Origin of the sequence: Bradyrhizobium sp. AUGA SZCCT0283, assembly GCF_018130385.1 — a bacterium.
Classification (GTDB): domain Bacteria; phylum Pseudomonadota; class Alphaproteobacteria; order Rhizobiales; family Xanthobacteraceae; genus Bradyrhizobium.
The window spans coordinates 19,793-43,807 of the sequence record NZ_JAFCLU010000026.1 but is presented as its reverse complement, the minus strand read 5'-3'; the positions used below and the strand labels follow the sequence as shown (position 1 = coordinate 43,807).

Annotated in this window: 23 protein-coding genes; 12 read left to right on the top strand and 11 right to left on the bottom strand. The window is 63.7% G+C overall.

The window, feature by feature from the left end; all coding sequences use genetic code 11:
* The first annotated feature begins 2 nt into the window (after window positions 1–2).
* From JQ624_RS28585 to JQ624_RS28575, 3 genes are all read left to right on the top strand, one after another.
* Window positions 3–737 carry a HugZ family protein gene (locus tag JQ624_RS28585; protein ID WP_212422247.1) on the top strand — a complete coding sequence of 245 codons (735 nt, stop codon included), beginning with the start codon at window positions 3–5 and terminating at the stop codon, window positions 735–737.
* Between the two features lie 100 nt (window positions 738–837).
* Window positions 838–3,435 carry a CHAT domain-containing tetratricopeptide repeat protein gene (locus JQ624_RS28580; RefSeq protein WP_212422246.1) on the top strand — a complete coding sequence of 866 codons (2,598 nt, stop codon included), beginning with the start codon at window positions 838–840 and terminating at the stop codon, window positions 3,433–3,435.
* Between the two features lie 289 nt (window positions 3,436–3,724).
* Complete coding sequence (locus tag JQ624_RS28575) at window positions 3,725–5,341, top strand: phosphoenolpyruvate carboxykinase (protein WP_212422245.1); 1,617 nt, start codon at window positions 3,725–3,727, stop codon at window positions 5,339–5,341.
* Between the two features lie 66 nt (window positions 5,342–5,407).
* On the opposite strand, the gene JQ624_RS28570 is transcribed toward JQ624_RS28575, so the two are convergent.
* A complete protein-coding gene (locus JQ624_RS28570) occupies window positions 5,408–6,019 on the bottom strand; it encodes an RNA polymerase sigma factor (RefSeq protein WP_212422244.1) in 612 nt (203 codons plus the stop codon).
* A gap of 250 nt (window positions 6,020–6,269) precedes the next feature.
* Here JQ624_RS28570 and JQ624_RS28565 point away from each other — a divergent pair, with 250 nt between their 5' ends.
* Entirely contained in the window at window positions 6,270–6,818 is a 549-nt protein-coding gene (locus JQ624_RS28565; RefSeq protein WP_212422243.1) for a sigma-70 family RNA polymerase sigma factor, read from the top strand.
* Complete coding sequence (locus tag JQ624_RS28560; protein WP_212422242.1) at window positions 6,803–7,357, top strand: cupin domain-containing protein; 555 nt, start codon at window positions 6,803–6,805, stop codon at window positions 7,355–7,357. The genes JQ624_RS28565 and JQ624_RS28560 overlap by 16 nt, the downstream gene beginning before the upstream one ends.
* A gap of 128 nt (window positions 7,358–7,485) precedes the next feature.
* Here the strand turns inward: JQ624_RS28560 and JQ624_RS28555 are convergent, their stop codons facing one another.
* Genes JQ624_RS28555 through JQ624_RS28545 form a run of 3 tightly spaced genes read right to left on the bottom strand, consistent with a single transcriptional unit; the run spans window position 7,486 to window position 9,482 of the window.
* A complete protein-coding gene (locus tag JQ624_RS28555; protein ID WP_212422241.1) occupies window positions 7,486–7,689 on the bottom strand; it encodes a DUF2892 domain-containing protein in 204 nt (67 codons plus the stop codon).
* Window positions 7,690–7,736: 47 nt separating this feature from the next.
* Window positions 7,737–8,183 carry a thioredoxin TrxC gene (gene trxC / locus JQ624_RS28550; protein ID WP_212422240.1) on the bottom strand — a complete coding sequence of 149 codons (447 nt, stop codon included), beginning with the start codon at window positions 8,181–8,183 and terminating at the stop codon, window positions 7,737–7,739.
* 21 nt (window positions 8,184–8,204) lie between these two features.
* Window positions 8,205–9,482, bottom strand: a complete 1,278-nt coding sequence (locus JQ624_RS28545) for an NAD(P)/FAD-dependent oxidoreductase (protein ID WP_212422239.1) — start codon at window positions 9,480–9,482, stop codon at window positions 8,205–8,207.
* A gap of 120 nt (window positions 9,483–9,602) precedes the next feature.
* Between JQ624_RS28545 and JQ624_RS28540 the strand changes: the two genes are divergently transcribed.
* The 4 genes from JQ624_RS28540 (at window position 9,603) to JQ624_RS28525 (ending at window position 15,166) form a co-directional block, all read left to right on the top strand.
* Complete coding sequence (locus JQ624_RS28540) at window positions 9,603–9,956, top strand: helix-turn-helix transcriptional regulator (protein ID WP_212422238.1); 354 nt, start codon at window positions 9,603–9,605, stop codon at window positions 9,954–9,956.
* Window positions 9,957–10,019: 63 nt separating this feature from the next.
* Window positions 10,020–11,042, top strand: coding sequence for an efflux RND transporter periplasmic adaptor subunit (locus JQ624_RS28535; protein ID WP_212422237.1), 1,023 nt, complete (start codon window positions 10,020–10,022; stop codon window positions 11,040–11,042).
* Window positions 11,039–14,254, top strand: a complete 3,216-nt coding sequence (locus tag JQ624_RS28530) for an efflux RND transporter permease subunit (RefSeq protein WP_212422236.1) — start codon at window positions 11,039–11,041, stop codon at window positions 14,252–14,254. The genes JQ624_RS28535 and JQ624_RS28530 overlap by 4 nt, the downstream gene beginning before the upstream one ends.
* A 9-nt stretch (window positions 14,255–14,263) precedes the next feature.
* Window positions 14,264–15,166: an MBL fold metallo-hydrolase gene (locus tag JQ624_RS28525; protein WP_212422235.1), complete on the top strand. Its 903-nt coding sequence runs from the start codon at window positions 14,264–14,266 to the stop codon at window positions 15,164–15,166.
* 43 nt (window positions 15,167–15,209) lie between these two features.
* On the opposite strand, the gene rocF is transcribed toward JQ624_RS28525, so the two are convergent.
* The 4 genes from rocF to JQ624_RS28505 form a co-directional block, all read right to left on the bottom strand.
* Window positions 15,210–16,178 carry an arginase gene (gene rocF, locus JQ624_RS28520; protein WP_212422234.1) on the bottom strand — a complete coding sequence of 323 codons (969 nt, stop codon included), beginning with the start codon at window positions 16,176–16,178 and terminating at the stop codon, window positions 15,210–15,212.
* Between the two features lie 119 nt (window positions 16,179–16,297).
* Window positions 16,298–17,116, bottom strand: coding sequence for an acyl-CoA thioesterase II (locus JQ624_RS28515; protein ID WP_212422233.1), 819 nt, complete (start codon window positions 17,114–17,116; stop codon window positions 16,298–16,300).
* A gap of 9 nt (window positions 17,117–17,125) precedes the next feature.
* Window positions 17,126–17,473, bottom strand: coding sequence for a hypothetical protein (locus JQ624_RS28510; protein ID WP_249130148.1), 348 nt, complete (start codon window positions 17,471–17,473; stop codon window positions 17,126–17,128).
* Between the two features lie 89 nt (window positions 17,474–17,562).
* Window positions 17,563–20,103, bottom strand: coding sequence for a glycogen/starch/alpha-glucan phosphorylase (locus JQ624_RS28505; RefSeq protein ID WP_409334380.1), 2,541 nt, complete (start codon window positions 20,101–20,103; stop codon window positions 17,563–17,565).
* A gap of 237 nt (window positions 20,104–20,340) precedes the next feature.
* Between JQ624_RS28505 and JQ624_RS28500 the strand changes: the two genes are divergently transcribed.
* Complete coding sequence (locus tag JQ624_RS28500) at window positions 20,341–20,571, top strand: hypothetical protein (protein WP_212422231.1); 231 nt, start codon at window positions 20,341–20,343, stop codon at window positions 20,569–20,571.
* Window positions 20,572–20,590: 19 nt separating this feature from the next.
* Here JQ624_RS28500 and JQ624_RS28495 read toward each other — a convergent pair whose 3' ends face one another.
* Window positions 20,591–20,821 (bottom strand): hypothetical protein, encoded by a 231-nt coding sequence (locus tag JQ624_RS28495; protein WP_212422230.1) that lies wholly within the window; start codon window positions 20,819–20,821, stop codon window positions 20,591–20,593.
* Between the two features lie 169 nt (window positions 20,822–20,990).
* On the opposite strand from JQ624_RS28495, the gene JQ624_RS28490 reads away from it, so the two are divergent.
* Window positions 20,991–21,422, top strand: coding sequence for a hypothetical protein (locus JQ624_RS28490; protein ID WP_057852547.1), 432 nt, complete (start codon window positions 20,991–20,993; stop codon window positions 21,420–21,422).
* Between the two features lie 158 nt (window positions 21,423–21,580).
* Here JQ624_RS28490 and JQ624_RS28485 read toward each other — a convergent pair whose 3' ends face one another.
* Both JQ624_RS28485 and pyrE read right to left on the bottom strand, forming a co-directional pair.
* Window positions 21,581–22,390: a DUF2865 domain-containing protein gene (locus tag JQ624_RS28485; RefSeq protein ID WP_249130144.1), complete on the bottom strand. Its 810-nt coding sequence runs from the start codon at window positions 22,388–22,390 to the stop codon at window positions 21,581–21,583.
* Window positions 22,391–22,579: 189 nt separating this feature from the next.
* Complete coding sequence (gene pyrE / locus JQ624_RS28480; protein WP_212422228.1) at window positions 22,580–23,143, bottom strand: orotate phosphoribosyltransferase; 564 nt, start codon at window positions 23,141–23,143, stop codon at window positions 22,580–22,582.
* A gap of 216 nt (window positions 23,144–23,359) precedes the next feature.
* Here pyrE and JQ624_RS28475 point away from each other — a divergent pair, with 216 nt between their 5' ends.
* Window positions 23,360–23,986, top strand: coding sequence for a glutathione S-transferase family protein (locus JQ624_RS28475; protein WP_212422227.1), 627 nt, complete (start codon window positions 23,360–23,362; stop codon window positions 23,984–23,986).
* Window positions 23,987–24,015 lie beyond the last annotated feature (29 nt).

Here is a 24,015-nt window from a genome sequence, read left to right as displayed (position 1 = left end):
CCATGCAGCCGACCGCTATTTTTGATGCTTCCAAACTTGCCCGTTCGCTGCTGCGGCGCAGCCGGCAGGGCGCGCTCGCCACCCTTATGCCCGAAAGCGGCGATCCCTATTGCTCGTTGGTTAACGTCGCCAGCCACGCCGACGGGTCTCCGATCCTGCTGATTTCCCGGCTCGCGCTGCATACGAAGAATATTCTCGGCGACAGCCGCGTATCCCTGATGCTGGACGAGCGCGCCGCCGGCGATCCCCTGGAGGGCGTGCGAATCATGCTGGCGGGCCGGGCCGAGGAGGCCACAGCGGAGGCGACAAAAATCCTGCGCCGGCGCTACCTCAATGCCCATCCATCCGCGGAAGCCTTTGCGGATTTCAAGGACTTTTCGTTCTTTCGGATCGCGCCGTCAGGCCTGCATCTGGTCGCCGGTTTCGGCCGCATCATCGACCTCAAGCCTGAGCGGTTTCTGACCCGAATCGGCGATGCCGCCGATTTGCTGGAAGCCGAGCAGGGCGCGGTCGAGCATATGAATGAGGATCATCGCGAGGCGATGAACCTCTATGCGACCAAGCTGCTGGATGCCGAATCCGCCGATTGGCGCTGCACCGGCTGCGACCCCGACGGCATGGACATGCAGGCCGGGAGCACGACGCTGCGGCTGGATTTCCCGGAACGGGTCACCAGCGCCATGGCGCTGCGCAAGATGCTGGTGCGGCTGGCGGGCGAGGCGCGGGCCAAGGGCTAACAGGGGTTAACGCTGCTGTTATCGAGCGCGGATTTGAACGGGTGCGGAAGTTTGCGCGACCTAATCCAAGCCCGTGCAAAGGTGACCAGCGAAAGCCCGCATGAAATTCCGCAATCGATTGATATTTTCAGTGTGTCTCGCGCTGATGTCGGGCACGTGCCTCTCCGCGCCGTCGCTGGCGCAAAAAGGCGAGGTCGCAGCCCTCAGCGTCAGGATCAATGAACTCGGCCGCGCCGGCAAATACGCCGAAGCCGTTGCGCTGGCGCAGGGACAGGCGGAAAGCCTCGAAAAGAGATTCGGTCCCGCGCATCGCGACGTCGGCGCAGCGCTGAACAATCTGGCGCAGGCCTACGGCAACCAGGGCAGGGATGCCGAGGCCGAGCCGCTGTTCAAGCGATCCATGGCGATCCTGGAGAGGACAGTGGGTCCCGACTCGCCCGAGCTCGCGGCTGTGTTGAACAATCTGGCCGCGTTGTATCAACGGCAGCAGCGCTATGCCGACGCCGAGCCCCTGTTCAGGCGTGCGCTTTCCGTGCGCGAAAAATCACTGGGGCGCGGTCATCCGGACCTCGGGCAATCCCTGAACAATTTGGCGACGCATTACGAGAAGCTCGGCCGCCATGGCGATTCCGAGCCGTTGTTCAAACGGGCGCTGGCGATCTACGAGAAAGCGGCCGGCCCGGAACATCCCGCGGTGGCGACGCTTCTGAACAATCTTGGCCAGGTCGGGAAGGTCCAGGGCCGTTACGCCGAGGCCGAGCCGCTGATCAGGCGGTCGCTGGCGATCCGCGAAAAGGTGCTGGGGCGCGAACACCCTGATGTGGCGCGCTCGCTGAACAATCTCGCCGACCTCTATGAACGGCAGGGCCGTTATGCCGAGGCCCAGCCGCTGTTCGAGCGGGCGCTGGCGATCCGGGAGCGCGCCGTCGGTCCCGACCATCCGGATACTGCGACGTCGACCAACAATCTGGCGGCATTCTATCAGGCGTCGGGCCGTCCCGGCGACGCGCTGCCGCTGGTGCAGCGGCTGATCGGAAACGGACGCGCGCAACCCCGCGCCGTCCTTCCGGTGCTGGCGGACGCCGAGCGCCAGCAATTGATGCCGCGCGAAAAAGCGGTGAACGATATGCTCAACGTGATCCAGCGCGGCACCCAGTCCTCGGTTGCCTCCGCCGTGAACAAGCTGGCGGTGCGGCTGGCCGCGGGGAGTGATCGCCTCGCAGAACTGGTGCGCCGCGATCAGGATCTCGCCACCGAGGCGGAAGCGCTGGACAAGTCGATCGTGGCGGCCGTGTCGAAGGAGCGCTCGAAGCGCGACGCGGCCGCCGAGCAGCGCGCCCGTGCCCGGCTTGCCGCTATCGCGACCGAGCGGGCGTCATTGCAAAAGATCTTGTCCGCGGAATTTCCCGACTACGCCGCCCTGTCGAATCCGTTGCCGTTAACGGTGAAGGAGATTCAGCCGCTGTTGTCGGGGGACGAGGCGATGGTGCTGATTGCGGTCACCGAGGTGGAAAGCTACGTCATTGCGATCACCCGCGAGAGCTTTGACTGGAAGCCGATCCCGCGTGGCGCGGAAATATTGTCGCAGAAGATCACTGCGTTCCGCCGTGGACTGGATCTCGGCAAGGCGAGCGATGCTTCTGGAAAATCCGCCCTGTTCGATCTGGCGCTCGCCCACGAACTGCATGAGATGCTGCTTGCGCCGGTAGATGCGTTGATCAAGGACAAGCCGTCACTTCTGGTCGTGGCATCGGGCGCCCTGACGGCGCTGCCGTTCCATCTGCTGGTGACCGAGAAGCCGGCGGCGGCTATCCCGGAAAAGTTCGAGGGCTACCGCGATGCGGCCTGGCTGTTGAAGCGTCAGGCGGTGTCGATCCTGCCGTCGGCCGCGAGCCTGAAAGCGCTGCGGGTGTTTGCCCGCAAGGAGCAAAGCACAAAGCCGATGACGGGCTTTGGCGATCCCATTTTCAATCCCGCCGTGAAGCCCGCCTATGGCAACCGTTCCACCAGGACCGCCGCCCGCAACCTTGCGACCGGCGCCTACACGGATTTCTGGCAGGGCGCCGGCGTCGATCGCACGCGGCTGGCGGACGCGCTCCCGCAATTGCCCGACACCGCCGACGAACTCAACGCGATTGCCAAGAACCTCGGCGTCGCGGCTGCCGATATTCACCTCGGCGAGGACGCCAGCGAAACCACGCTCAAGCGCACGCCGCTCGCCGATTACGGCATTGTCTATTTCGCGACCCACGGTCTCGTCGCCGGTGACGTGAAAGGGCTTGCCGAACCGTCGCTGGTGCTGAGCATTCCAAAACAGCCGTCGGAGTTCGATGACGGGCTGCTCACCGCGAGCGAAGTCGCGCAGCTCAAGCTCAACGCCGATTGGGTGGTGCTGTCGGCCTGCAACACGATTGCCGGCGACAAGCCCGGCGCCGAAGCGCTCTCGGGGCTTGCGCGATCGTTCTTCTATGCCGGTGCGCGGGCGCTGCTGGTCTCGCATTGGGCGGTCAATTCGGAGGCCGCCACGCGGCTGTCGATTTCGACCTTCGATCGCCTGAAGGCCGATCCCAGGCTCGGCCGCGCCGAGGCGCTGCGTCAGGCGATGCTGGCCTATCTCAACGATGCCTCCTCGCCCCGCAACGCCTATCCGGCGTTCTGGGGGCCGTTTGCGCTGATCGGAGAGGGCGCCGCGCGTTGAAAATTTTTGATTGTGCGACGCAGCAATTTTCGATCGAGCGCGAGGCAGCGACGGATGGTCGCGCAACCACGACGGCAAAATAACGAAAAGCGCCGCAGCAAGCGATTGATCCAGATCCCCGCCCTCGATCGAATAAACCAAATCGTGTGGATCGGCTTGGCAAGCGCGGCGTTCATCAGTATTAGGTCGCCGGACCGAGGCCGGAAGGCTATATTCAGAGGTCACCGCGACAGAGCGCGTCAAGCGACATGCGCGCGATCGAGTAACGCGGGTTCGAGGAGGATTCTTCGTGCAAGAGACGGGTCTACGCAACGGTGCCTTCGGCGCCGACAAATTCGGCTTAAAAAATCTCAAGACGGTACACTGGAATCTCGGTGCGCCGCAGCTCTATCAATATTCACTCGCGGCGGGGGAGGCCGTGTTGTCGGCCGACGGCGCGCTGTGTGCGGACACCGGCGAGTTCACCGGCCGCAGTCCGAAGGACAAGTTCACGGTTCGGGACGCGACCACCGACAAGAACATGTGGTGGGCCGGCAACCAGTCGATCACCTCGGACCAGTTCGCTGCGCTCTACGCCGACTTCCTCAAGCATGCCGAAGGCATGACACTCTACGCGCAGGACCTCTACGGCGGCGCCGATCCGACCTTCCAGATCAAGACCCGTGTCTTCACCGAACTCGCCTGGCACTCGCTGTTCATCCGCACGCTGCTGATCCGCCCAGAGACTTCGGCGCTCCGCGACTTCGTGCCCGAGCTGACCATCATCTCCCTGCCGAGCTTTCGCGCCGATCCCAAACGTCACGGCGTGCGCTCGGAGAACGTCGTCGCGATCGATTTCGCCCGCAAGATCGTCCTGATCGGCGGGTCTTATTATGCCGGCGAGATGAAGAAATCGGTCTTCACCACGCTGAACTACTACCTGCCTGCCAAGGGCGTGATGCCGATGCATTGCTCGGCCAATGTCGGACCCAAGGGCGACACCGCAGTCTTCTTCGGCCTGTCCGGCACCGGCAAAACCACGCTCTCGGCGGATCCCAACCGTACGCTGATCGGCGATGACGAGCATGGCTGGGGTAACGACGGCGTCTTCAATTTCGAAGGCGGCTGCTATGCCAAGTGCATCAAGCTGTCGAAGGAGGCAGAGCCCCAGATCTATGCCGCGAGCAAGCGCTTCGGCGCGGTGCTCGAGAACTGCGTGCTCGACGAAGACACCCGCGAGGTCGATTTCGACGATGGTTCCAAGACCGAGAACACGCGTTCGGCCTATCCCCTCGATTTCATTCCCAACGCATCGCGGACCGGCCGCGCACCGCAGCCGAAGAACGTGGTGATGCTGGCCGCCGACGCCTTCGGCGTCCTGCCGCCAATTGCAAAATTGACGCCGGCGCAGGCGATGTATCACTTCCTGTCCGGCTACACCGCCAAGGTCGCCGGCACCGAGCGCGGTCTCGGCAAGGAGCCGCAGCCGGAATTCTCCACCTGCTTCGGTTCGCCGTTCCTGCCGCTCGATCCTTCCGTCTACGGCAACATGCTGCGCGAGCTGATCGCCAAGCACAATGTCGATTGCTGGCTGGTCAACACCGGCTGGACCGGCGGCAAGTACGGCACTGGCAGCCGGATGCCGATCAAGGTCACCCGCGCACTGCTCACCGCTGCGCTCGACGGCAGCCTGCGCAATGTCGAGTTCCGCACCGACAAGTATTTCGGCTTCGCGGTTCCGACCGCGCTGCCGGGCGTGCCGAGCGAGATCCTCGATCCCGTCAACACCTGGAAGGACAAGGCCGAGTTCGACAAGACCGCCCGTAGCCTGGTCGGCATGTTCCAGAAGAACTTTGCCAAGTTCGAAGCCCAGGTCGACGCCGAAGTCCGCGCCGCTGCGCCGGACCTCAAGCTCGCGGCGGAGTAATCGCCCCGGTCAAGCTACGCACCATTCGAGAACGACGAGGGCGGCCGAGAGGCCGCTCTTTTCGTTTTACGCTGCGCTGTGCGTCCTCGCCTCGATGGAGGCAAACATCGTGGCGCGCAGTTCCAGCAGCGCCCGCCGCAGATGCGTCTTGACGGTGTTGGCGGGAACGCCCAGCCGTATCGACAGGTCCTGGCGGCTGCGGTCCCTGAGATAGGCCAGCATGATCAGGCGGCGCTTGTCTTCGGGCAGCCGCGCAAACGCCGCCAGCGCCTTCGGGCGCAGGCGCGCGAGATGCATCTCGTCGACCGGATCGGGATCGTTCGAGGGCAACGCTGACATCTCGTCGTCGCTGGCGTACGCCTCGATCTGCCGCTTGCGCACGGCATCGATGGCGCCGTGCCTGACGATGGTGGCCATCCAGGTCATCGGCGAGGCGATCGCCGGATCGTAGCTGGCGGCGTGGCGCCAGATCTTCAGATAGGTCTCCTGCAAGACATCCTCGGCCAGCGCCCGGTCCCTCAGGATGCGCAGGGCGACGCCCAGCAGCTTGGCGTGGGTGAGGCCGTAGAGCCTTGCGAAGGCGGATTTGTTGCCGCGGGCGACTTCCGCGAGCAGTTGCAGAAGGACGGTTCTGCCGTCCAGTTGTCCGGTCGTGCCCTGCGGCGCCGCATTCACCATGGTATCCCCAGTTCGATTGTCGTCGGAACCCCGGCCCGCCCCCGGACATCGAGCGTCGGATGGGCCGTATGCCGCCAATACGGATGGCCGGCGTAAAAAGTTTCGGCGGCGGCGCATCGGCGATGATTTTTTGACCCCCGGCGGACCGACCTCGTTTGAAACCCCGGCCCGTTGAACCGTAACTTCCTGAGCCCTATAGTCCGCGAGGAACCGCCACCCTTGATTGTATATCCGGCACATCCCGCTCAGAATGCGACAGTTTCCCGAGGACGATTTGGGGCAGGTGCTCAGCTCTGTCGCCAAAGGCGACCGGACGGCATTCCGCCTTCTGAACGAGCAGGCGGGACCAACCCTGTTCGGGATCTGCAGCCGGATCTTGCGGGATCGCAATGCCGCCGAGGACGCCTTTCAGGAGGCGATGCTGCGGATCTGGCAAAAGTCCTATCTGTACGACCCCGCCAAAGGCGGTGCGATGAACTGGATGGTGACGGTCGTGCGCCGTGTCGCGCTGGACCGGTTGCCGGCGCGCCGGACCGGGCCGGTGTCGCTGACCGACGCGAGCGTCGCGGCCCTGGTCGAGGCGCTGTCAAATCAGGCGCCGCGCGATCCCGGCCTGGCGCCGGACCTGCGAAGGTGCCTCGGTCTCCTGGAACAAAACTACCGGCAATCCGTCCTTTTGGCCTATTATTACGGCCTGAGCTATGAGGAGCTGGCCGAACATTCGGCCGTTCCGGTTGGAACGATCAAGACCTGGATTCACCGTGCTGTTGAGAAGTTGCAGCTATGTCTAAGCCAGTGAAGCCCGGGGCCGACGAGGCGGCGGAGTATGTCCTCGGGCTGCTCGGCAAGGAGGACAGCGGCGCCTTTGCCCAGCGATTGAAATCGGACGAGGCGCTGCGGGCCCAGGTCGAATATTGGGAGAGCATGTTCTCCAGCCTGCCGGGGGAAGAGGCCGAACCGCTGCCGACGGGCATGCTCGAAAAAATTCTCGACCGGATCGAGGGCGAGGGCGCCGACCTGCCGGGCACCGTGACCAGACGTGCAGGGACCGCGAACTGGTTCGAGATCAGTCCTGGCATCAAGGGACGCCTGCTGCATGTCGACCGCGCGCAGAACCGGCAATATCTGTTGATCCGGATGGCGCCCGGCGCGTCCTACCACCCGCATTCGCACGATACGGACGAACAGTCGCTGGTGCTCGAGGGCGACCTGTCGTTCGGCGATCTCAACCTGAAGGCCGGCGACTTCCACGTCGCGACGCCGTCATCCTTGCATCCGCCGGGGCGCACCGTGAACGGCTGTCTCGTGCACGTCATCATGAGCCTCGACCAGCATTAGCGCGTGGCGGGTCTGCCGGCCTGGAGAGGTTGATGGCGGTCGAAAGGGCGGCTCATTGAGCCGCCCTTTTTTTGCTTGCCCGGCTGGTTTGGACGCCCCGTCGAGACCGGGCGTCAGACACCGCGCGATCAGGAAAACGCGCAGCCGGACTTCAATCCGAGCTTGCTGAAGATCATCGCTGCCGGGCAAAATCCGGTGATCGATGCCTGTAGCATGTTCAGGCCGACAAAGGCTGTCAGCGCCAGCCAATAGGGGCTGACGTAGAGGGCAAGCAGGACGCTGGCCAGTATCATGACTCCTGCGAAAGCCAGTACAGCACGATCGACATTCATTTCACTTCTCCATTGTTGAGGTTGTGCTTGATAGTTCCTTGATAACCTCAGCCCGCCCCGGCGAGCTGACCGCGAGTCCATGCGACGATCTTTCCGGTGTCCATCGCGCCGGCCGTCCTCGCCACCAGCTTGCCGCCACGAAACAGCAGCAGCGCCGGAATGCCGGACACACCCAGCTCTGCGCTGGTGCGCTGCTCCTCATCGGCATTGAGCTTGAGCAGCCGGACCTCGGGTTCGAGTTCTGAAGCAGCCCGCTCGAACATCGGCGCCATGGCGCGGCATGGGCCGCACCACGCGGCCCAGACATCGACCAGAACCGCGATGTCATTGGCGCGGCGATGCTTGTCGAAGCGGGCCCCGTCGACGGCGACTGGATGGCCTTCGAACAGCTCCTTGTGACAGGCGCCGCAGCGGGCTTCAGTCGCCGGCTTGCTCACCGGAACGCGATTGACCGCACTACAATGCGGACAGACGATGTTGCGCGTTGAACTCATGACGCCTCACTCTTGCCGGCTCTAGCCGGCCTTGATCTTCCGGATCCCGAGTTGTTCGAGCACGAACCGCTCGTAGAATGGTTCGCTGTCACCGAGCCTGATCTTGCGCAGGAAGAACTTTTCGAACGCAACTTTCGCGTAATGGACCCAGCGTCCCTTCGCGGACCAGTTGACGTTCCGCGGCGGAATCTCCGGTTGGGCAATAAAGGCGACGCCGCTGTCGCCGAAATCGGCGAGGCATACGGCGTTCCAGGTTGCCTCGGCTTTTGGCTCGGTGCCCTGCAGCAGGTCGGCGATGTTGATCGCGGTCGCCGTCACCATCGACTCGATCATGAAGCCGGTCTTTGGCACGCCGGTCGGGACCGGTGTGGCCGCAACCGGCGCAATCGCGACGCCGACACCGACGCCAAAGATGTTTGGGAATGCCGGATTGCGCTGCTTCTTGTCGATGACGATGAAGCCACGTGGATTGGTCAGGCCTTCGATGCCGCGGACAGCGGCCACGCCGCGGAACGCCGGCAGCATCATCGAATAGCCGAAGGGAAGTTCATGGGTTTTGGCCACGCCGCCGCCCTCCGATACTTCCTCGACCGACATCTTGCCGGGTTCGACCGAGGTTACGCGCGCGTTGGTAATCCACTTGATGTGGCGATCACGCATTTCGCTTTCGAGCAGACCCTTGGTATCGCCGACGCCATCGAGGCCGAGATGACCGATATAGGGCTCGGACGTGACGAAGGTCATCGGTACGCGGTCGCGCAGGCCGCGCTTTCGCAACTCGGTATCCAGGATAAAGGCGAATTCGTAGGCCGGGCCGAAGCATGATGCGCCCTGGACCGCGCCGACCACGATTGGTCCCGGCGACTGTGCAAATTGCTCGAATGCCTCCTTTGCCTTGGTCGCGTGATCGACATGGCAAATCGATTGGGTTTGTCCGTTCGGGCCAAGTCCGGGGATTTCATCGAAGGCGAGGTCCGGCCCGGTAGCGACGACGAGATAATCGTAAGCGACCGAGTTGCCGTCTTCGAGTTCGATCCGGTTCTCGTTCGGGAAGACGCGGCGCGCGCCCTGAGGGAAGTACCGGATGCCCTTGCGCCGCATCACGTCTTCAAGATCGACTTCGATGTCCTGCTTTTCGCGCCAGCCGATCGCAACCCACGGGTTGGAAGGCACGAAGTGGTATCGCGATCCCTGGCCGATCACGGTGATCCGGTCCTGGCCCTTTCTCAGCTTCGGCACGAGTTCATAAGCCATCAATGTTCCGCTGAGGCCTGCACCGAGTACGACGAGTTCCGCCATGACACTTCCTCCGTTTGGTTGATTGCTTGACTGCGATCAGCGCCCTGTTGTTGTGGAATAGGCGGCCAGCGGGCCGCTTCGTGGTTGACTATATATTCGATATTGCGTATATACGCAAGTATGAAAATAGATACCGAGCAAATGCAGTCTGCCGCCGATGCCGCCAGCGAGCTGCTCAAGGCCTTGGCGAACCGCCACCGGCTGTTGATCCTGTGCCAATTGATCGACGGCGAGCGCTCCGTCGGCGAACTCGCCGCGTTCCTCGGCATCAGGGACTCTACCGTGTCGCAGCATCTCGCAATCCTTCGCCGCGATGATCTGGTCGGTTCACGCAGGGATGGTCAGACCATCTGGTATTCGATCAGCAGTGCGCCGGCGCGCGATCTGGTCGAAGTGCTCTATCGCTCGTTCTGCGCGCCGAGCGTGGTCTGTTGGCCGAAAAAGTCTGCCGCAGTCCGCAGCCGCAAGGATTGATCGACAACGGCGGCGGGCATTCGCGATCCTAATGATTGAAATACAGTTCGGAGCAGCAGTTTCATGTTCTTCCAGCGTAGAAAGACATCGTTGCCGGCGATGGGCGCGCTCCTGTGCGTGGCTTTCGTTTTCGGCGGGACGCTATCGGGCGCCGCAGAAGAGGCCTTCGTCGTGGCCTCGTCCGCGGTACCCGACCAGAAAGCGGTGTTTGCGACGGTCGAAAGCCGGCGCGTTGTCCCGGGCCGCAGCCGGATTGGCGGCACCGTTGCCGCTATCACGGTCAAGGAGGGTGACCATGTCGACCTCGGCCAGGTCATTGCCACCGTCGGTGATGACAAGCTCGCGCTGCAGATGAAGTCGCTCGACGCGCAGATCGCCGGACTTGAAGCTCAGGTCGCTCAGACGCAAACCGATCTGGCACGGGCTGAAGATTTGTTCCAGAAGGGAATCGCTCCAAAGACACGGCTGGACGAGGCGCGCACCGCGTCCAATGTCGCCACCAATGCGATGCGGGCGCGCACCGCGGAGCGCTCGGTGATCCAGCAACAGCTCACCGAGGGCAACGTGCTGGCGCCGGCCGCCGGCCGCGTGCTGAAGGTTCCGCTGACCGCCGGCACAGTTGTGTTGCCCGGTGATCCCGTCGCCCTGATTGCCGAGCAGAATTTCGTCATGCGCCTCAGGGTGCCGGAACGGCATGCCCGTCTGTTGAAGGCAGGCGATCCAGTCCGCATCGACGGGGACGATCTGGGAACGGCCGCGCCGCGTTTCGGCAAGATCAGCCTGGTCTATCCGCAGATCGAGGACGGGCGGGTTGTTGCCGACGCCACCGTCGAGGGGCTCGGCGACTACTTCGTCAATGAGCGCATCAGGGTCTGGATCGCAGCCGGCGACCGCGCCGCCTTCGTCATACCGGCGCGTTTCATCACAACCCGCTTCGGTATCGACTATGTCAGGATCCGCAACGGCGCCAACGTCGAAACCGACGTTCCGGTACAGCGCGGCCGGCCCGCGCCGAACCAGGACATGCCAGACGGGGTCGAGATACTGTCCGGATTGCGCGCATCTGATCGGTTGGTGCGGCCGTGAGCCTCGGACTCTCCGGTCGGCTGACCAAGGCGACGATCCGCTCGCCACTGACGCCGCTGTTTCTGCTGGCAGCGCTCGCGGCGGGGCTCGTCGCGCTGATAACCATTCCGCGCGAGGAAGAGCCGCAGATCAGCGTGCCGATGGTCGACATCACCGTGCGCGCCGACGGTCTGAAGGCGCCGGACGCGGTCGAACTGGTGACCAAGCCGCTGGAGACGGTCGTCAAGGCGATCGACGGCGTCGAGCATACCTACAGCCAGACCCAGGACGACCGCGTCATGGTGACGGCGCGCTTTCTCGTCGGTACCAAGGCCGATGAAGCCATCCTGCGCGTCCACGAGAAGATCCGCGCCAATATCGATCGAATCCCCGTCGGTATCCCGGAGCCGCTGATCGTCGGGCGCGGCATCAACGATGTCGCGATCATGGTGGTGACGCTGTCGCCGAAACCGGTGGCTGCCGAGCGCTACTCGGAGAAGGATCTCTACGAACTCGCTGAGAAACTGCGCTCCGAGCTGAACAAGGTCGACAATGTCGGCTTGACCTACATCGCGGGTGGCGACGCCCAGCAGATCCGCGTCGAGCCCGATCCCGAAAAGCTTTCGCTCTACGGCGTCACGCTGCAGCAGTTGCTGGCCAAGGTGCGCGATGCCAACCGTTCGTTCCAGGCCGGCCGGGTCCGCGACGCCGGACAGACGCGCAATGTCGCCGCGGGGCAGACGCTGTCTGGCGTACCTGACATCGGATTGCTGCTGGTGACAACCCGCGACAATCGACCGGTATACGTGCGCGATGTCGCCAAGGTCGTCCTTGGACCGTCGCCGGCCGAGCACCGGGTCTGGAACGTGTCGGAGCACGAGAAGGGCACATGGACAACGGCGCCTGCCATCAGCGTCGCGATTGCCAAACGCGCCGGCGCAAACGCGGTCGTCGTGGCGCATGAATTGCGCACGCGGATCGCGGCGCTCGAGGGTCGGCTGATCCCGGCGGATGTCGCCGCAATCGTCACGCGCGACTATGGCGAGACCGCCAACGAGAAGGCCAACGAGCTCCTGTTCCATCTCGGCCTCGCCACCGTCTCCATCGTGGTTCTGATCGCGTTCGCGATCGGCTGGCGCGAAGCCGTGGTGACACTGGTGGTGATTCCGACCACGATCCTGCTGACGCTGTTTGCCGCCAACCTCATGGGCTACACCATCAACCGCGTCAGCCTGTTCGCGTTGATCTTCTCGATCGGCATTCTGGTCGACGATGCGATCGTGGTGGTGGAGAACATCGCGCGGCACTGGGCGATGCGGGATGGCCGCCCGCGGCTGCAGGCCGCGATCGAGGCTGTCGCCGAGGTCGGCAATCCGACGATTCTGGCGACACTGACCGTCGTCGCTGCATTGCTGCCGATGCTGTTCGTATCCGGCCTGATGGGGCCCTACATGGCGCCGATTCCGGCGAACGCGTCCGCGGCCATGCTGTTCTCGTTCTTCGTCGCGATGGTGATCGCTCCATGGCTGATGCTGAAGTTGCATCGCGAGGGCGATGCGCCGCAACACGAGGCGGCGCATGGCGAAGGCTGGCTCGGCCGGCTCTATCGGAAGGTTGCCGCGCCGGTCATTCGTACGCGCCGCTCGTCCTGGACGTTCCTGATTTCCGTCGGCGTCGCGACGCTGCTGGTGATGGGGCTGTTCTATACCAGGAGCGTGACGGTGAAGCTGCTGCCGTTCGACAACAAGTCGGAGATCGCGGTCGTCGCCGATCTGCCGGAAGGTGCGAGCCTCGAGGACACCGAGCGGGTGCTGCTGGCCGCAAGCGACATTGCGCGGCAATTGCCGGAGGTGACGTCGGTGCAGGTCTATGCCGGCACCGCCGCACCGTTCAACTTCAACGGCCTGGTGCGGCACTATTATCTGCGCGCTGCGCCTGAGCTTGGCGAGCTGCAGGTCAATCTCACCGCCCGCGGCGATCGCTCCCGCGCCAGCCACGTCATCGCGCTTGAATTGCGCGAGAAATTGAAATCCCTTGTCGCGCCGGAGGGAACGTCCATCAAGGTGGTGGAGGTGCCGCCCGGTCCTCCCGTCATGGCAACGCTGCTTGCCGAAATCTACGGCCCGGATTCAGCGACCCGCCGCGCGGTGATGAACGAAACAAAGAAGATATTTGCCTCTGTGCCCTTCATCGTCGATGTCGACGATTCGGTCGGCCAGCCGCGGCCGCGGCTGCGGCTGTCGATCGACCAGGATCGCCTGGAATTCTTCGGGGTCGAACAGAAGGACGTCTACGACACGATCGAGATGCTGTTCGGTGGGTTGACCGTCGGCTATTCGCACCGGGGCGAGGAGCGCAATCCGATCGCCATCACGGTACGGCTGCCGAAGAGCGATCTCTCCTGGACGCAGGCGCTCGCATCAACGCCGGTTCCTGCCAACGTCCTGCCGGGCTCCAAGACCGTGGTCGAACTCGGCGAGGTGGTGCGCGCATCGACGGAAGCCGGCTCCCCGGTGATCTTTCGCCGTGACGGCCGCTTTGCCGATATGGTGATGGCCGAGCTTGCCGGGAGCTATGAGGCACCGATCTACGGCATGCTGGAAGTCGCTCGCCGGATCGACGCGCACCAGTGGGGCAACCTGCCGAAGCCGGCCGTGGGCCTTCATGGCCAGCCAGCGGACGAAACGAAGCCGACCCTGCTGTGGGACGGCGAGTGGGAAATCACCTATGTCACGTTCCGTGACATGGGTGCGGCATTCGCTATCGCGATCGTCGGCATCTACATTCTGGTCGTTGCGCAGTTCGGCAGTTTCAAGCTGCCGCTGGTCATCCTGACGCCAATCCCGCTGACCTTGATCGGCATCCTGGTCGGGCACTGGTTGTTTGCCGCGCCGTTTACCGCGACTTCCATGATCGGTTTCATCGCGCTCGCCGGCATCATTGTGCGCAATTCGATCCTGCTGGTGGACTTCATCCGCCATGGCGCCGGCGGCAGCAGCCTGCGCGAACGACTGCTCGAAGCAGGCGCGGTGCGCTTCAAGCCGATCATTCTGACGGCGCTCGCCGCGATGATCGGCGCCGCCACGATCTTGCCCGACCCGATCTTTCAGGGTCTTGCGATCTCTCTGCTGTTTGGGCTCGCCTCGTCGACCTTGCTTACCGTGCTGGTGATCCCCGCGATCTACATCGCCCTTCGCGATGATCAGGTGCCGTCTCAGCAAACCAATGGATAGGGATACGACATGACGACCTCCCGCCCAGCTCCGCAGATCAGGGCCTTCTTCGATCAGCCCACCAACACCATCAGCTATCTGGTCGCCGATCCGGTGACCCGCCGCGCGGCGGTGATCGATCCCGTGCTCGATTTCGATCCGCGCGACGGCACCGTCGACGTCCGTTCGGTCGAAGCCATTCTGGCCGCGGCCAACGAAGAAAAGCTGACCATCGAGTGGGTGCTGGAAACCCATGCCCACGCCGATCATTTGTCGGGGGCGCCCTATATCAAGTCGAAAACCGGCGCGCGCATCGGTATCGGCGAGCACATCAAGGATGTGCAGCGGATCTTCCGGCCCGTGTTCAATGCACAAGACCTGCGGACGGATGGGAGCGATTTTGACCGCCTGTTCACCGACGGCGAGACATTTGGCATCGGCGAACTCGTCGTCGAGATCCTGCACACGCCAGGCCACACGCCGGCGGACCTGTCATACAAGATCGGCGATGCCGTGTTCGTCGGCGACACGCTGTTCATGCCCGATTACGGCACCGCGCGCGCCGATTTCCCGGGCGGCGACGCGCACCAGCTCTATCGTTCGATCCAGCGGCTGTTGCGGCTGCCCGACGAAACGAGGCTGTTCATGTGCCACGACTACAAGGCGCCCGGCCGCGACGACTATGCCTGGGAGACCACGGTGCGCGAGGAGCGTGAGAAAAACGTCCATCTTCGCGGCGGCGTCACCGAAGCGGCGTTCGTTGCCATGCGGCAGGCGCGCGACGCGACGTTGTCTGCGCCGACGCTGCTGCTCCCCTCCATCCAGGTGAATATCCGCGCCGGCCGGTTTCCCAAGGCGGAGAGCAACGGCGTGCATTATCTGCTGTTGCCGGTTCGCGCCCGAGCCGGCGCCGAGACTGCGATCGTCTCGTAAGGCCAGGTCTCACGTCACCTCGCGGATCTCCGCGCGTCCCGATCTAGCTCTTGCCCGGCAACATCGCGTTGCTGGGCGTCCGCCGATCGGTGATCTGCAGGCCGAACAGGCTGCTGACCAGTTCGACGGCAACGCGCGCCGTGCGGCCGCGTTCGTCGAGAAACGGGTTGAGCTCGACGATATCGACCGACCGCACCAGATCCGAGTCGTGCAGCAGTTCCATGATGAGATGCGCCTCGCGATAGGTCGCGCCGCCCGGCACCGTGGTGCCGACGCCGGGCGCGACGGTGGGATCGAGAAAATCGACATCGAAACTGACATGCAGCACGCCATTCCGCGCCCGCACACGCTCGATGATCTTTCGTATCAATACGCCGACGCCGAATTCGTCGATGGCGCGCATGTCGGCGATCGCGACGCGGCGTTCGAACACCAGCTTTTTCTCCAGCGGATCGATCGAGCGGATGCCGAACAGATCGAGCTGGTCAGGGCCGATCGAGGCGCGGAGATGGTTGCCGAGTAGCCCGTCGAGGCCGCCTTCGCCGCACAGAAAGGCCGCCGACATGCCGTGCATGTTGCCGGTTTCCGTCGTCAGCGGCGTGTTGTAGTCGGCATGGGCGTCGAGCCACAGCACGAACAGCGGCCGGCCCTGCTCCTGCCAGTAGCGCGCAACGCCGTTCACCGATCCCATCGACAGCGAATGATCGCCGCCCATGAAGATCGGAACCGCTCCGGAACTCGCGAGCGAATAGGAACGCTCGCTGAGCTCGCGGATCCAGCCCTTGATCGTGTCGTAATATTTGGCGTTCGCCGGCGGCGGGCCCTCGGCGGAAGTAACGCTCGGCCTGGCCATGTTGCCGTGGTCCTCGACGGCAAAGCCGAGCTGATCGAGGATGCGGCCGATGCCCGCGGTGCGCAGCGCGTCCGGTCCCATCAAGGTTCCGAGTTGCGAGGCCCCGATCTCGATGGGGATCCCGAGCAGGGCGATACGGGCAGCGTTGCCGTCGGACATGAGGCGGGGCCTTCCGAAGAATCGAAGGGTGGGCAAAGCGTAGCGTGCCCACGGATCAAGATCACCAGCCGGATAGATGGTGGGCACGGCGCAAACGCGCCTTTGTCCACCCTACACCACTACGCCTTGAAATAGGCGATTTGCGTCGTCGTTGCGAGCAGGCGTCCCGAAGGCGACCACAATTCGCCGTGCTGATCGCCGTAACTCCTGTGGAAAATTCTGGCATCTGCCACCGCCAGCAGATGGGTGATGTCCTCGGCCGCGAGTTCGTCCGACGCCGTATGAAAATACGTCGTGATCGAGACCGTGCCGAATGGGATCAGTTCCCGGCGCGCCAGGAACACCCGGCCGAAGAACGCATCCGACATCGACATCAGCGACAGCATGTCGATCCTGCGCGGCACGTGGTCGCCGATCCACTGCTTGGAGTATGCGTCGAGCGGCGAGGCCGCCGGCGAGCCGTAGAAGCTCGGCTCACCCTCGACAAAGCGGAAATCATACTGGTGTGTCCATGTCATCGCCGTGTTCGGAAATCGGCGCGCCTGTTCGAACGGCGCAGCACGGGGAAAGGCCACCTGCTGGTGCGACCAGGACGAGCGGCGCTCGGCGAACACGGCGGTCGCCAGCGTGGCGACGTCGCCGCCGCCCTGCGTCATCTCCACGCACCAATGCTGGCTCGATCGGTTGGCCTTGACCAGGCGGACGTCGAGATCGAAGGCGCCTTCGGCGACCGGCGCGCAGAAATTCACGGTCAGCGACAGCGGATCGCCCGCCCGCTGCGGATGGTCGATCAGCGCGCGCAGGATGGTCGCTGCCGTGCAGCCGCCGAACGGCCCGACAAAGGCCCAGTAATCCGGGCTGGTCTTGCCCTGCCAGCAACTATCGCCGGCGGTGATCCGTGTGGCGTCGTCGAAAAGATGCGGGGCTTTTGTCAGCATAATGATCCATCAAATCTTTATTGGCGTCCCGTCCCAAAGCCGAAATTCAATTGTCTCTTCGGCCTGGCCGTATTTTCCGCAATCCCGGAGGGCGCCCTCAGGATCGTCCGTGACCCAGACGCTTGTCAGTTCGCCTGAAATCCGCGTCAAAGCAATCACACTAACGTTGCCGATCAAATCAGCCAGGAAGCGTTCGACGGCAGGAACCTCATCCTGCCCCGACAAATCAGCGAGAATGCTTCCATGCGTATGCCAGGGGAATCCGTCGAAGCCGATCGTCCAATCACCATCGGGGCAGGTGACCAGGAATTTCAGTTGCCCATCTGGGCTGACATATTCGCCGATCGGCACGTCCATCTCCGGCCATTGCGCTGTGTACATGGAGTAACATTGCCGATGCCGCGAATTCAATGACGCAAGAGGTAATACATTCCCGCGTCCCGGGATTAACGCGTCGCCCCGCGCTGGGCGCCCGCTGCCGCCACCGGCGCGGCGGCGCGCACCGGCACGTGCCAGATATCCTCGGCATACTCCCGGATGGTGCGGTCGGAGGAGAACCACGGCATCCGCGCGACGTTGAGGATGGACGCGCGGGTCCAGGCCGGCACCACCTGCCAGCGGGCATCGATGCCGCGCTGCGCCGCGTAGTAGGAATCGAAATCGGCCGAGACCATGTAGTGGTCGAGATAGCGCAGCGCGTGGCCGATGGAAGCAAAGCGGGCGGGATCGTCGGGCGAGAACGCGCCGCTCTCGATCGCGGTAATCGCGCGCCCCAGCCGCGGCGAGCGGCTGATGACATCGGTCGCATCCAGGCCCTGCTTGCGGCGGACCATGACGTCGCCGGCCTCCATGCCGAAGATCGCGATGTTCTCCGCGCCGACATGGTCGCGGATTTCGATATTGGCGCCGTCGAGCGTGCCGATGGTGAGCGCGCCGTTGAGCGCCAGCTTCATGTTGCCGGTACCGGAGGCCTCCATGCCCGCAGTCGAAATCTGCTCGGACAGATCGGCGGCCGGAATGATCACCTCGGCGAGGCTGACATTGTAGTCGGCGAGGAAGACGACCTTGAGCCTTCCTGCGATATCAGGGTCGTTGTTGACGGCTTCGGCGACATCGTTGATCAGCTTGATGATCAGCTTGGCGTAGCGATAGCTCGCCGCCGCCTTGCCGGCGAAGATTTTCACCCGCGGCACCCAGTCGCGCTGCGGCTCGTCCTTGATTGCCTGATACAGCGCGACGGTCTCGACGACGTTGAGCAATTGCCGCTTGTATTCGTGAATGCGCTTGATCTGGATATCGAACAGCGCCGACGGATCGACCTTGATGCTGAGGCGTTCGCCGATCAGCCGCGCCAGTGCCAGCTTGTTGTGATGCTTGACCTCGCGAAAACGCTGCTGGAACGCGTTGTCGCCGGCGCGGGCCTCGAGGCGTTCGAACAGGGAGAAATCGTCGAGTACGGCCTCGCCGCAGACCTCGCGCATCAGGCCGGTCAGCTTCGGGTTGGCAAGCATCAGCCAGCGGCGGAAGGTGATGCCGTTGGTCTTGTTGGTGATGCGGCCGGGATAGAGATGGTTGAGATCGTGGAACACGGTCTCCTTCATCAGGTCGGAATGCATCGCCGAGACGCCATTGATGCGGTGCGAGCCGACGAAAGCGAGCTGCCCCATCCGCACCCGCCGGCCGGACTTCTCGTCGATCAGCGACACCGAGGCGCGGAAATCGATATCGCCCGGGCAGCGCTGATCCGCCAGCGCGAGATGCGCGGTATTGATCCGGTAGATGATTTCGAGATGCCGCGGCAACAGCCGCTCGAACAATTCGACCGGCCAGGTCTCCAGCGCTTCCGGCAGCAGCGTGTGGTTGGTGTAGGACAGCGTCGCCACCGTGATCTTCCACGCTTCGTCCCAGCGGAAATTGTGCAGGTCGACCAGGATCCGCATCAGCTCGGTGACGGCAAGACTCGGATGGGTGTCGTTGAGCTGCACCGCGACCTTGGAGGGGAGGTTGCGCAACTGCCCGTCGGAAGCGAGGTGCCGCTTGATCAGGTCCTGCAGCGAAGCCGAGACGAAGAAATATTCCTGCCGCAGCCGCAGTTCGCGCCCCGCGGGGCTTTCGTCGTTCGGGTAGAGGAATTTGCAGATCGATTCCGCGCGCGCCTCCTCGGCGACCGCGCCGAGGTAATCGCCGGTGTTGAACACGTCGAGTCGCAGCGGATCGGGCGAGCGCGCCGACCACAGCCGCAGCGCATTGACGTGCTGGCCGCGCCAGCCGACGATCGGCGTGTCGTAGGCGACGGCCTGCACGGTTTCCGCCGGCCGCCACGTCGCGCGGTCGCGGCCGCGGTCGTCGACATGGTCGACAAAGCCGCCGAAATGAATGTGGTAGACCACCTCCGCGCGCTGGAATTCCCAGGGGTTGCCGAAGCTCAGCCATTCGTCCGGATATTCCTGCTGCCAGCCCTGCGAAATGATCTGGCGGAACAGGCCGAAATCGTAGCGGATACCATAGCCGATGGCGGGAATGGCCAGCGTCGCCATGCTCTCCATGAAGCACGCCGCGAGCCGTCCGAGGCCGCCATTGCCGAGCGCCGCATCCGGCTCGCATTTGCGCAAATCGGAGAGGCCGACGCCGAGATCGCCGAGCGCCGCCTCGAACACCGGCAGCAGGCCCATATTGTTCAGCGCGTCGGTGAACAGGCGGCCGATCAGGAATTCGAGCGAGAGGTAATAGACCCGCTTGCTGCCGGCATCGTAGCTTTCTTTTTCGGCGGTCAGCCAGCGGTGCACGATGCGGTCGCGCAGCGCCAGCGCCGCGGCCTTGTACCAGTCCCGCCTTGTCGCCATGCCGGCGTCCTTGCCGATCGCAAGCCGGAGCTTGGCGAGGATCGCACCCTTGATCTCGACCAGCGCCAGCTCGTCAATCGGCTGGCCCGGCGCCGGATAGTTGTCCGGATAGTTTCCTGGGATTTGTTCCTGCAACACGTCGATCCCTGCGATTGAGACTCATAACAAAGATACGCGCCTTGCCCGGCAATCGAAACGCCTGACTATCTTGTGCACTGCGCTGGCGTGATTTTATGCAAGGACCGGGCCGATTTCGCGGCGCCGGCGGCCGGCTTTTGGTGATATAATTGCACTGCGAAAGCCTGTGGGATCGCCGGGGTTTAGTAACCGGGCGCCAGTGCGCGCCGGGGAAACGCGTGCCGCCAGAACGGGAGGCTTGCCATGAGATTGACGATCGAGATCGCCGCCGCTGCGTTGCTGGTTGTCTGCATCAGTGCGACCAGCGCCGCCTTTGCCGCCGGCAAGGCGGGCAAGAGCGCCGACGGCCTGAGTTGTTCCTTCAGCGTCGCGCAAGGCGCTTCACCGGCCGCGCGCTGTGCGGCGATCAAGCGGCAGTGCGGCGGAAAGTTCTACGCCAATTATTGCGGCGACAAGCTGTTGTCGGCGATGTGAGGATTGAGCTCCTGACGGTTCACACCATGGTGCCGTTCCAGCCTTCGCCCTCCTCGGCAAGCCCGGGGTAGCGGAGATAGAGCTTCTGCAGCAGCTCGAAGTGCAAGGCGGACGATATCTCGTCGAGAGGCAAGGCAAGCAGGACCCGGTCGCCGCTGTCGAGGGTGGATACGATCGCATTGGCGCGATCGATCGCATCGGCCGCCTCCAGCAACAGCGACCGGATCTGGGTGGCTTGCGTCCCGCCCATTGATTTCGATTCTTGGCGGCCAATCGCCGAAAAACAACCTTTGATAGCTGACATTTTGAGATACGACCAGAACAAATTAAGAACACTTTAGCAAGTGTTTGATATATCATTGTGATTCGGCGCTGCGCCGACACAACATCTATGGCCCATCAGAGTTTGTGAGGACTATATGTCCACCATCGCCTTCGATCAGTTCGCGCTCACGCGCATTGCCGATTTCGCGCGCTCGCTGTCGCGCCTGCACCAGGCCTCGCGCCGCCAGCTCGTCGACGACGACGCCATCGACCGCGAGTTCAACGCGGTCTGCATGTCGGTGTGGGGCTACACCACGGACGATTTCAGCGACGAATTGTTTTCGGTCGAGGACCACGCCTTTCTCGATGCGCTGGACGAAGCGCAGGCGCGAATCTTTGCCGCCGAACAGGGCTACGACCTCGTCGACGATCAGGGCATGCTGACCGACTGGTGGGGCTATTGCTGGATGATTCTGGCCGAGAAGCGCGGCCTGCTGACGCCGGAAAACCGCGCCGCGGCGCGTGCGGCGATCGAGGAAAAATACCTGTCGGCGCCGAACGTGATCGGCGTCATCGTCGGGCGGTAAGCGCTGGGGTCAGCGGCTTGAATGCTGCGAGCCCGGGCCCATTGTACTTTGCATGGGGTTGTTTTCGCAATTTTGTGTTTGGGGCCTACGGTGTGTCGGGGAAAAGTACCGCGTCCGGGACACGAGATCGTCAGTGCTTCGGCTAACGGCGAATCCCTCTAATTCACTTCCGCCCGTTTCGCCGGCTTCGGCGCACCCGCCTTCGGTATCGAGGCGGTCGGCAACTCGACGTCGCGGCTTGCCTCGGGAAGCGGCGCGCTGGTCGCGACCATCTCTGCGCTGACCGGCGCAACCTTCATTTCGCCGAGCCGGGCGCGGACATCTGCGGTGAGGCCGGGATAGGAGGCGACGGGGGTGAATTCCGCGGTCTGGTCGGTCCCTAAGCGAACGCCGGTATAGGCCACCAGGCCGTCGGTGGTGGCGACGACGTCGCCGGAGCGCAGCGAGGTGTCGAGCGTGAGATCGACCGGCGCCAGCCCGGAGGGGCTTCGGCCGTTGCAGGTGCAATCGGCGCGTAGCGCCTTGCGATAGGCATAGGCGTTTTCGCTGTCGGCATAGCGCTCGCCATTGCCCGCGGTCGCGCCGTCGATGTTGCTGCCGTAAAACACCTTGGTGACGCTCGCCGGGCAGAACGCCTGGCAGGTCTGAACCGGCGAGGCGTTGCCGCGCATGGTCAGCGGAAAATACTTGCCGTCGCAGCTTCGCACGCAGAAGGCAGGTCCGGAGCCCGCGACGCGCGGCGCCGGCGCAGGATGGGCCGGTTGATTGGTGCCGAACGGATCAGCGAAGAAGTTCGCCTGCGCGGGAGCTTGCCGCGTCTGCTGTTTCTGAATGCCGCCGAACAGGAAATCGAACAGGCCTTCGGCGGAGACGCTGCCGGGCACAAGCACAAGCGAGCCCGCAAGGGTCGCGGCGGCCACAAACGTCGTGCGGCGCCGCACGCGCGAAAAAGCCAACTCTGTACGCAACGCCAACTCCACCCAACGCAACCAACGCGCTGAAGCGCGATAGGCTTCAGTTCGGGTAACCTTAACGGGGGATGGTAAATGAGTGGTGTTCGGAGGTCGGAGGGGTGGAAAGAAATGTGGAGCGAAACAGCCGCGCTCTCGCCACATCAAGCCTGTGCATGACGGCGGTGTGTGCGGAGAGCGCGGGCCTCACCCCTTCAAAAACTCTCCCGCCTTGTAGAGCGAACGAAACTCCAGCCCGGCCTCGGCAAAGGTTTCGGTCGCGCCTTCCTCGCGGTCGACCATGGTGAGCACGAGCACGATCTCGCCGCCGGCGTCGCGCACGGCCTCGACCGCTTTCAGCGCCGAGCCGCCGGTCGTGGTGACGTCCTCGACGATGACGATGCGCTTGCCCTGCAGGGTCTCGCCCTTGGCCAAGCCCTCCACCGCGAGGCGGGCGCCGTGCTCCTTCGGCTTCTTGCGCACGAAGAACGCGGCGATCGGATGCCCCTTGATCCAGGAGAGTTGCGCAATCGCGCCCGCCAGCGGAACGGCGCCCATCTCCAGTCCGCCGACGAAGTCGAGGTTGTCGTCCTTCAGCGCCTCATAGGTCAGTTCGGCCAGCAGCGCGGCGCCCTCGGGGTCGAGCATGGTCGGCTTGAGGTTGAAGTAGAAGTCGCTCTTGCGGCCCGAGGCCAGCGTGATCTCGCCGCGGCCGAACGAACGCTTGCGGATGATCTCGGCGAGGCGGGCGCGGGAGGCGGATTTGGACAAGGCGGTTTTCCTAAGGGGTTTCAGGCGGGGCGCAATCTATCGGCGCTGCCGGGCACATTCCAGCGCTGATCTCGTGCCGTCAACAGGGCACGGTGTCCCGCGGCCTCGGCGAACGCAGGGACGACATTCGTAAAAGGGCGGTTGTAAGGCTCGTCGGTTCCGCGCTACGGGAAGGCCAAAGCTTCGGCCAGAGCTGCTCTTGGGGGAAAACCGTAAATGACGATCGAACTACACACCTGGAACACGCCGAACGGCCGCAAGATCTCGGTTGCGCTGGAGGAAATGGGGCTGCCCTACAAGGTGATCCCGGTGAACATCAGCAAGGGCGAGCAGATGGCGCCCGGTTTCCTCAAGCTCAGCCCGAACAACAAGATCCCCGCGATCGTCGATCCCGACGGCCCCGGCGGCAAGCCGGTCAGCATCTTCGAATCCGGCGCGATCCTGCTCTATCTTGGCGAGAAGACCGGCAAGTTCCTGCCCAAGCCGCTGGCCGAGCGTATCCCGGTCTATGAATGGCTGATGTGGCAGATGGGCGGTTTTGGGCCGATGCCGGGCCAGGTGCATCATTTTATCGCGCTGGAGAACGAAACCGACCGCGCCTACGGCCTGAAGCGCTACATGGCCGAGACGCGCCGGCTCTATGGCGTGCTGGACCGTCGGCTGGAGGGGCGCGAATTCGTCGCCGACGCCTTGTCGGTCGCCGATTTCGCCATCCTCGGCTGGGCTTGGCGCCACCCGCGCCACAAGGTGGAACTGAAGGATTTTCCGAACGTCGAGCGCTGGTACAACGCGCTGACGGCCCGCCCGGCGACCAAGCGCGGCATGGAAGCCAAGCTGGATTGAAATTCTCGGTCCCCACCCACAGCTGTCAT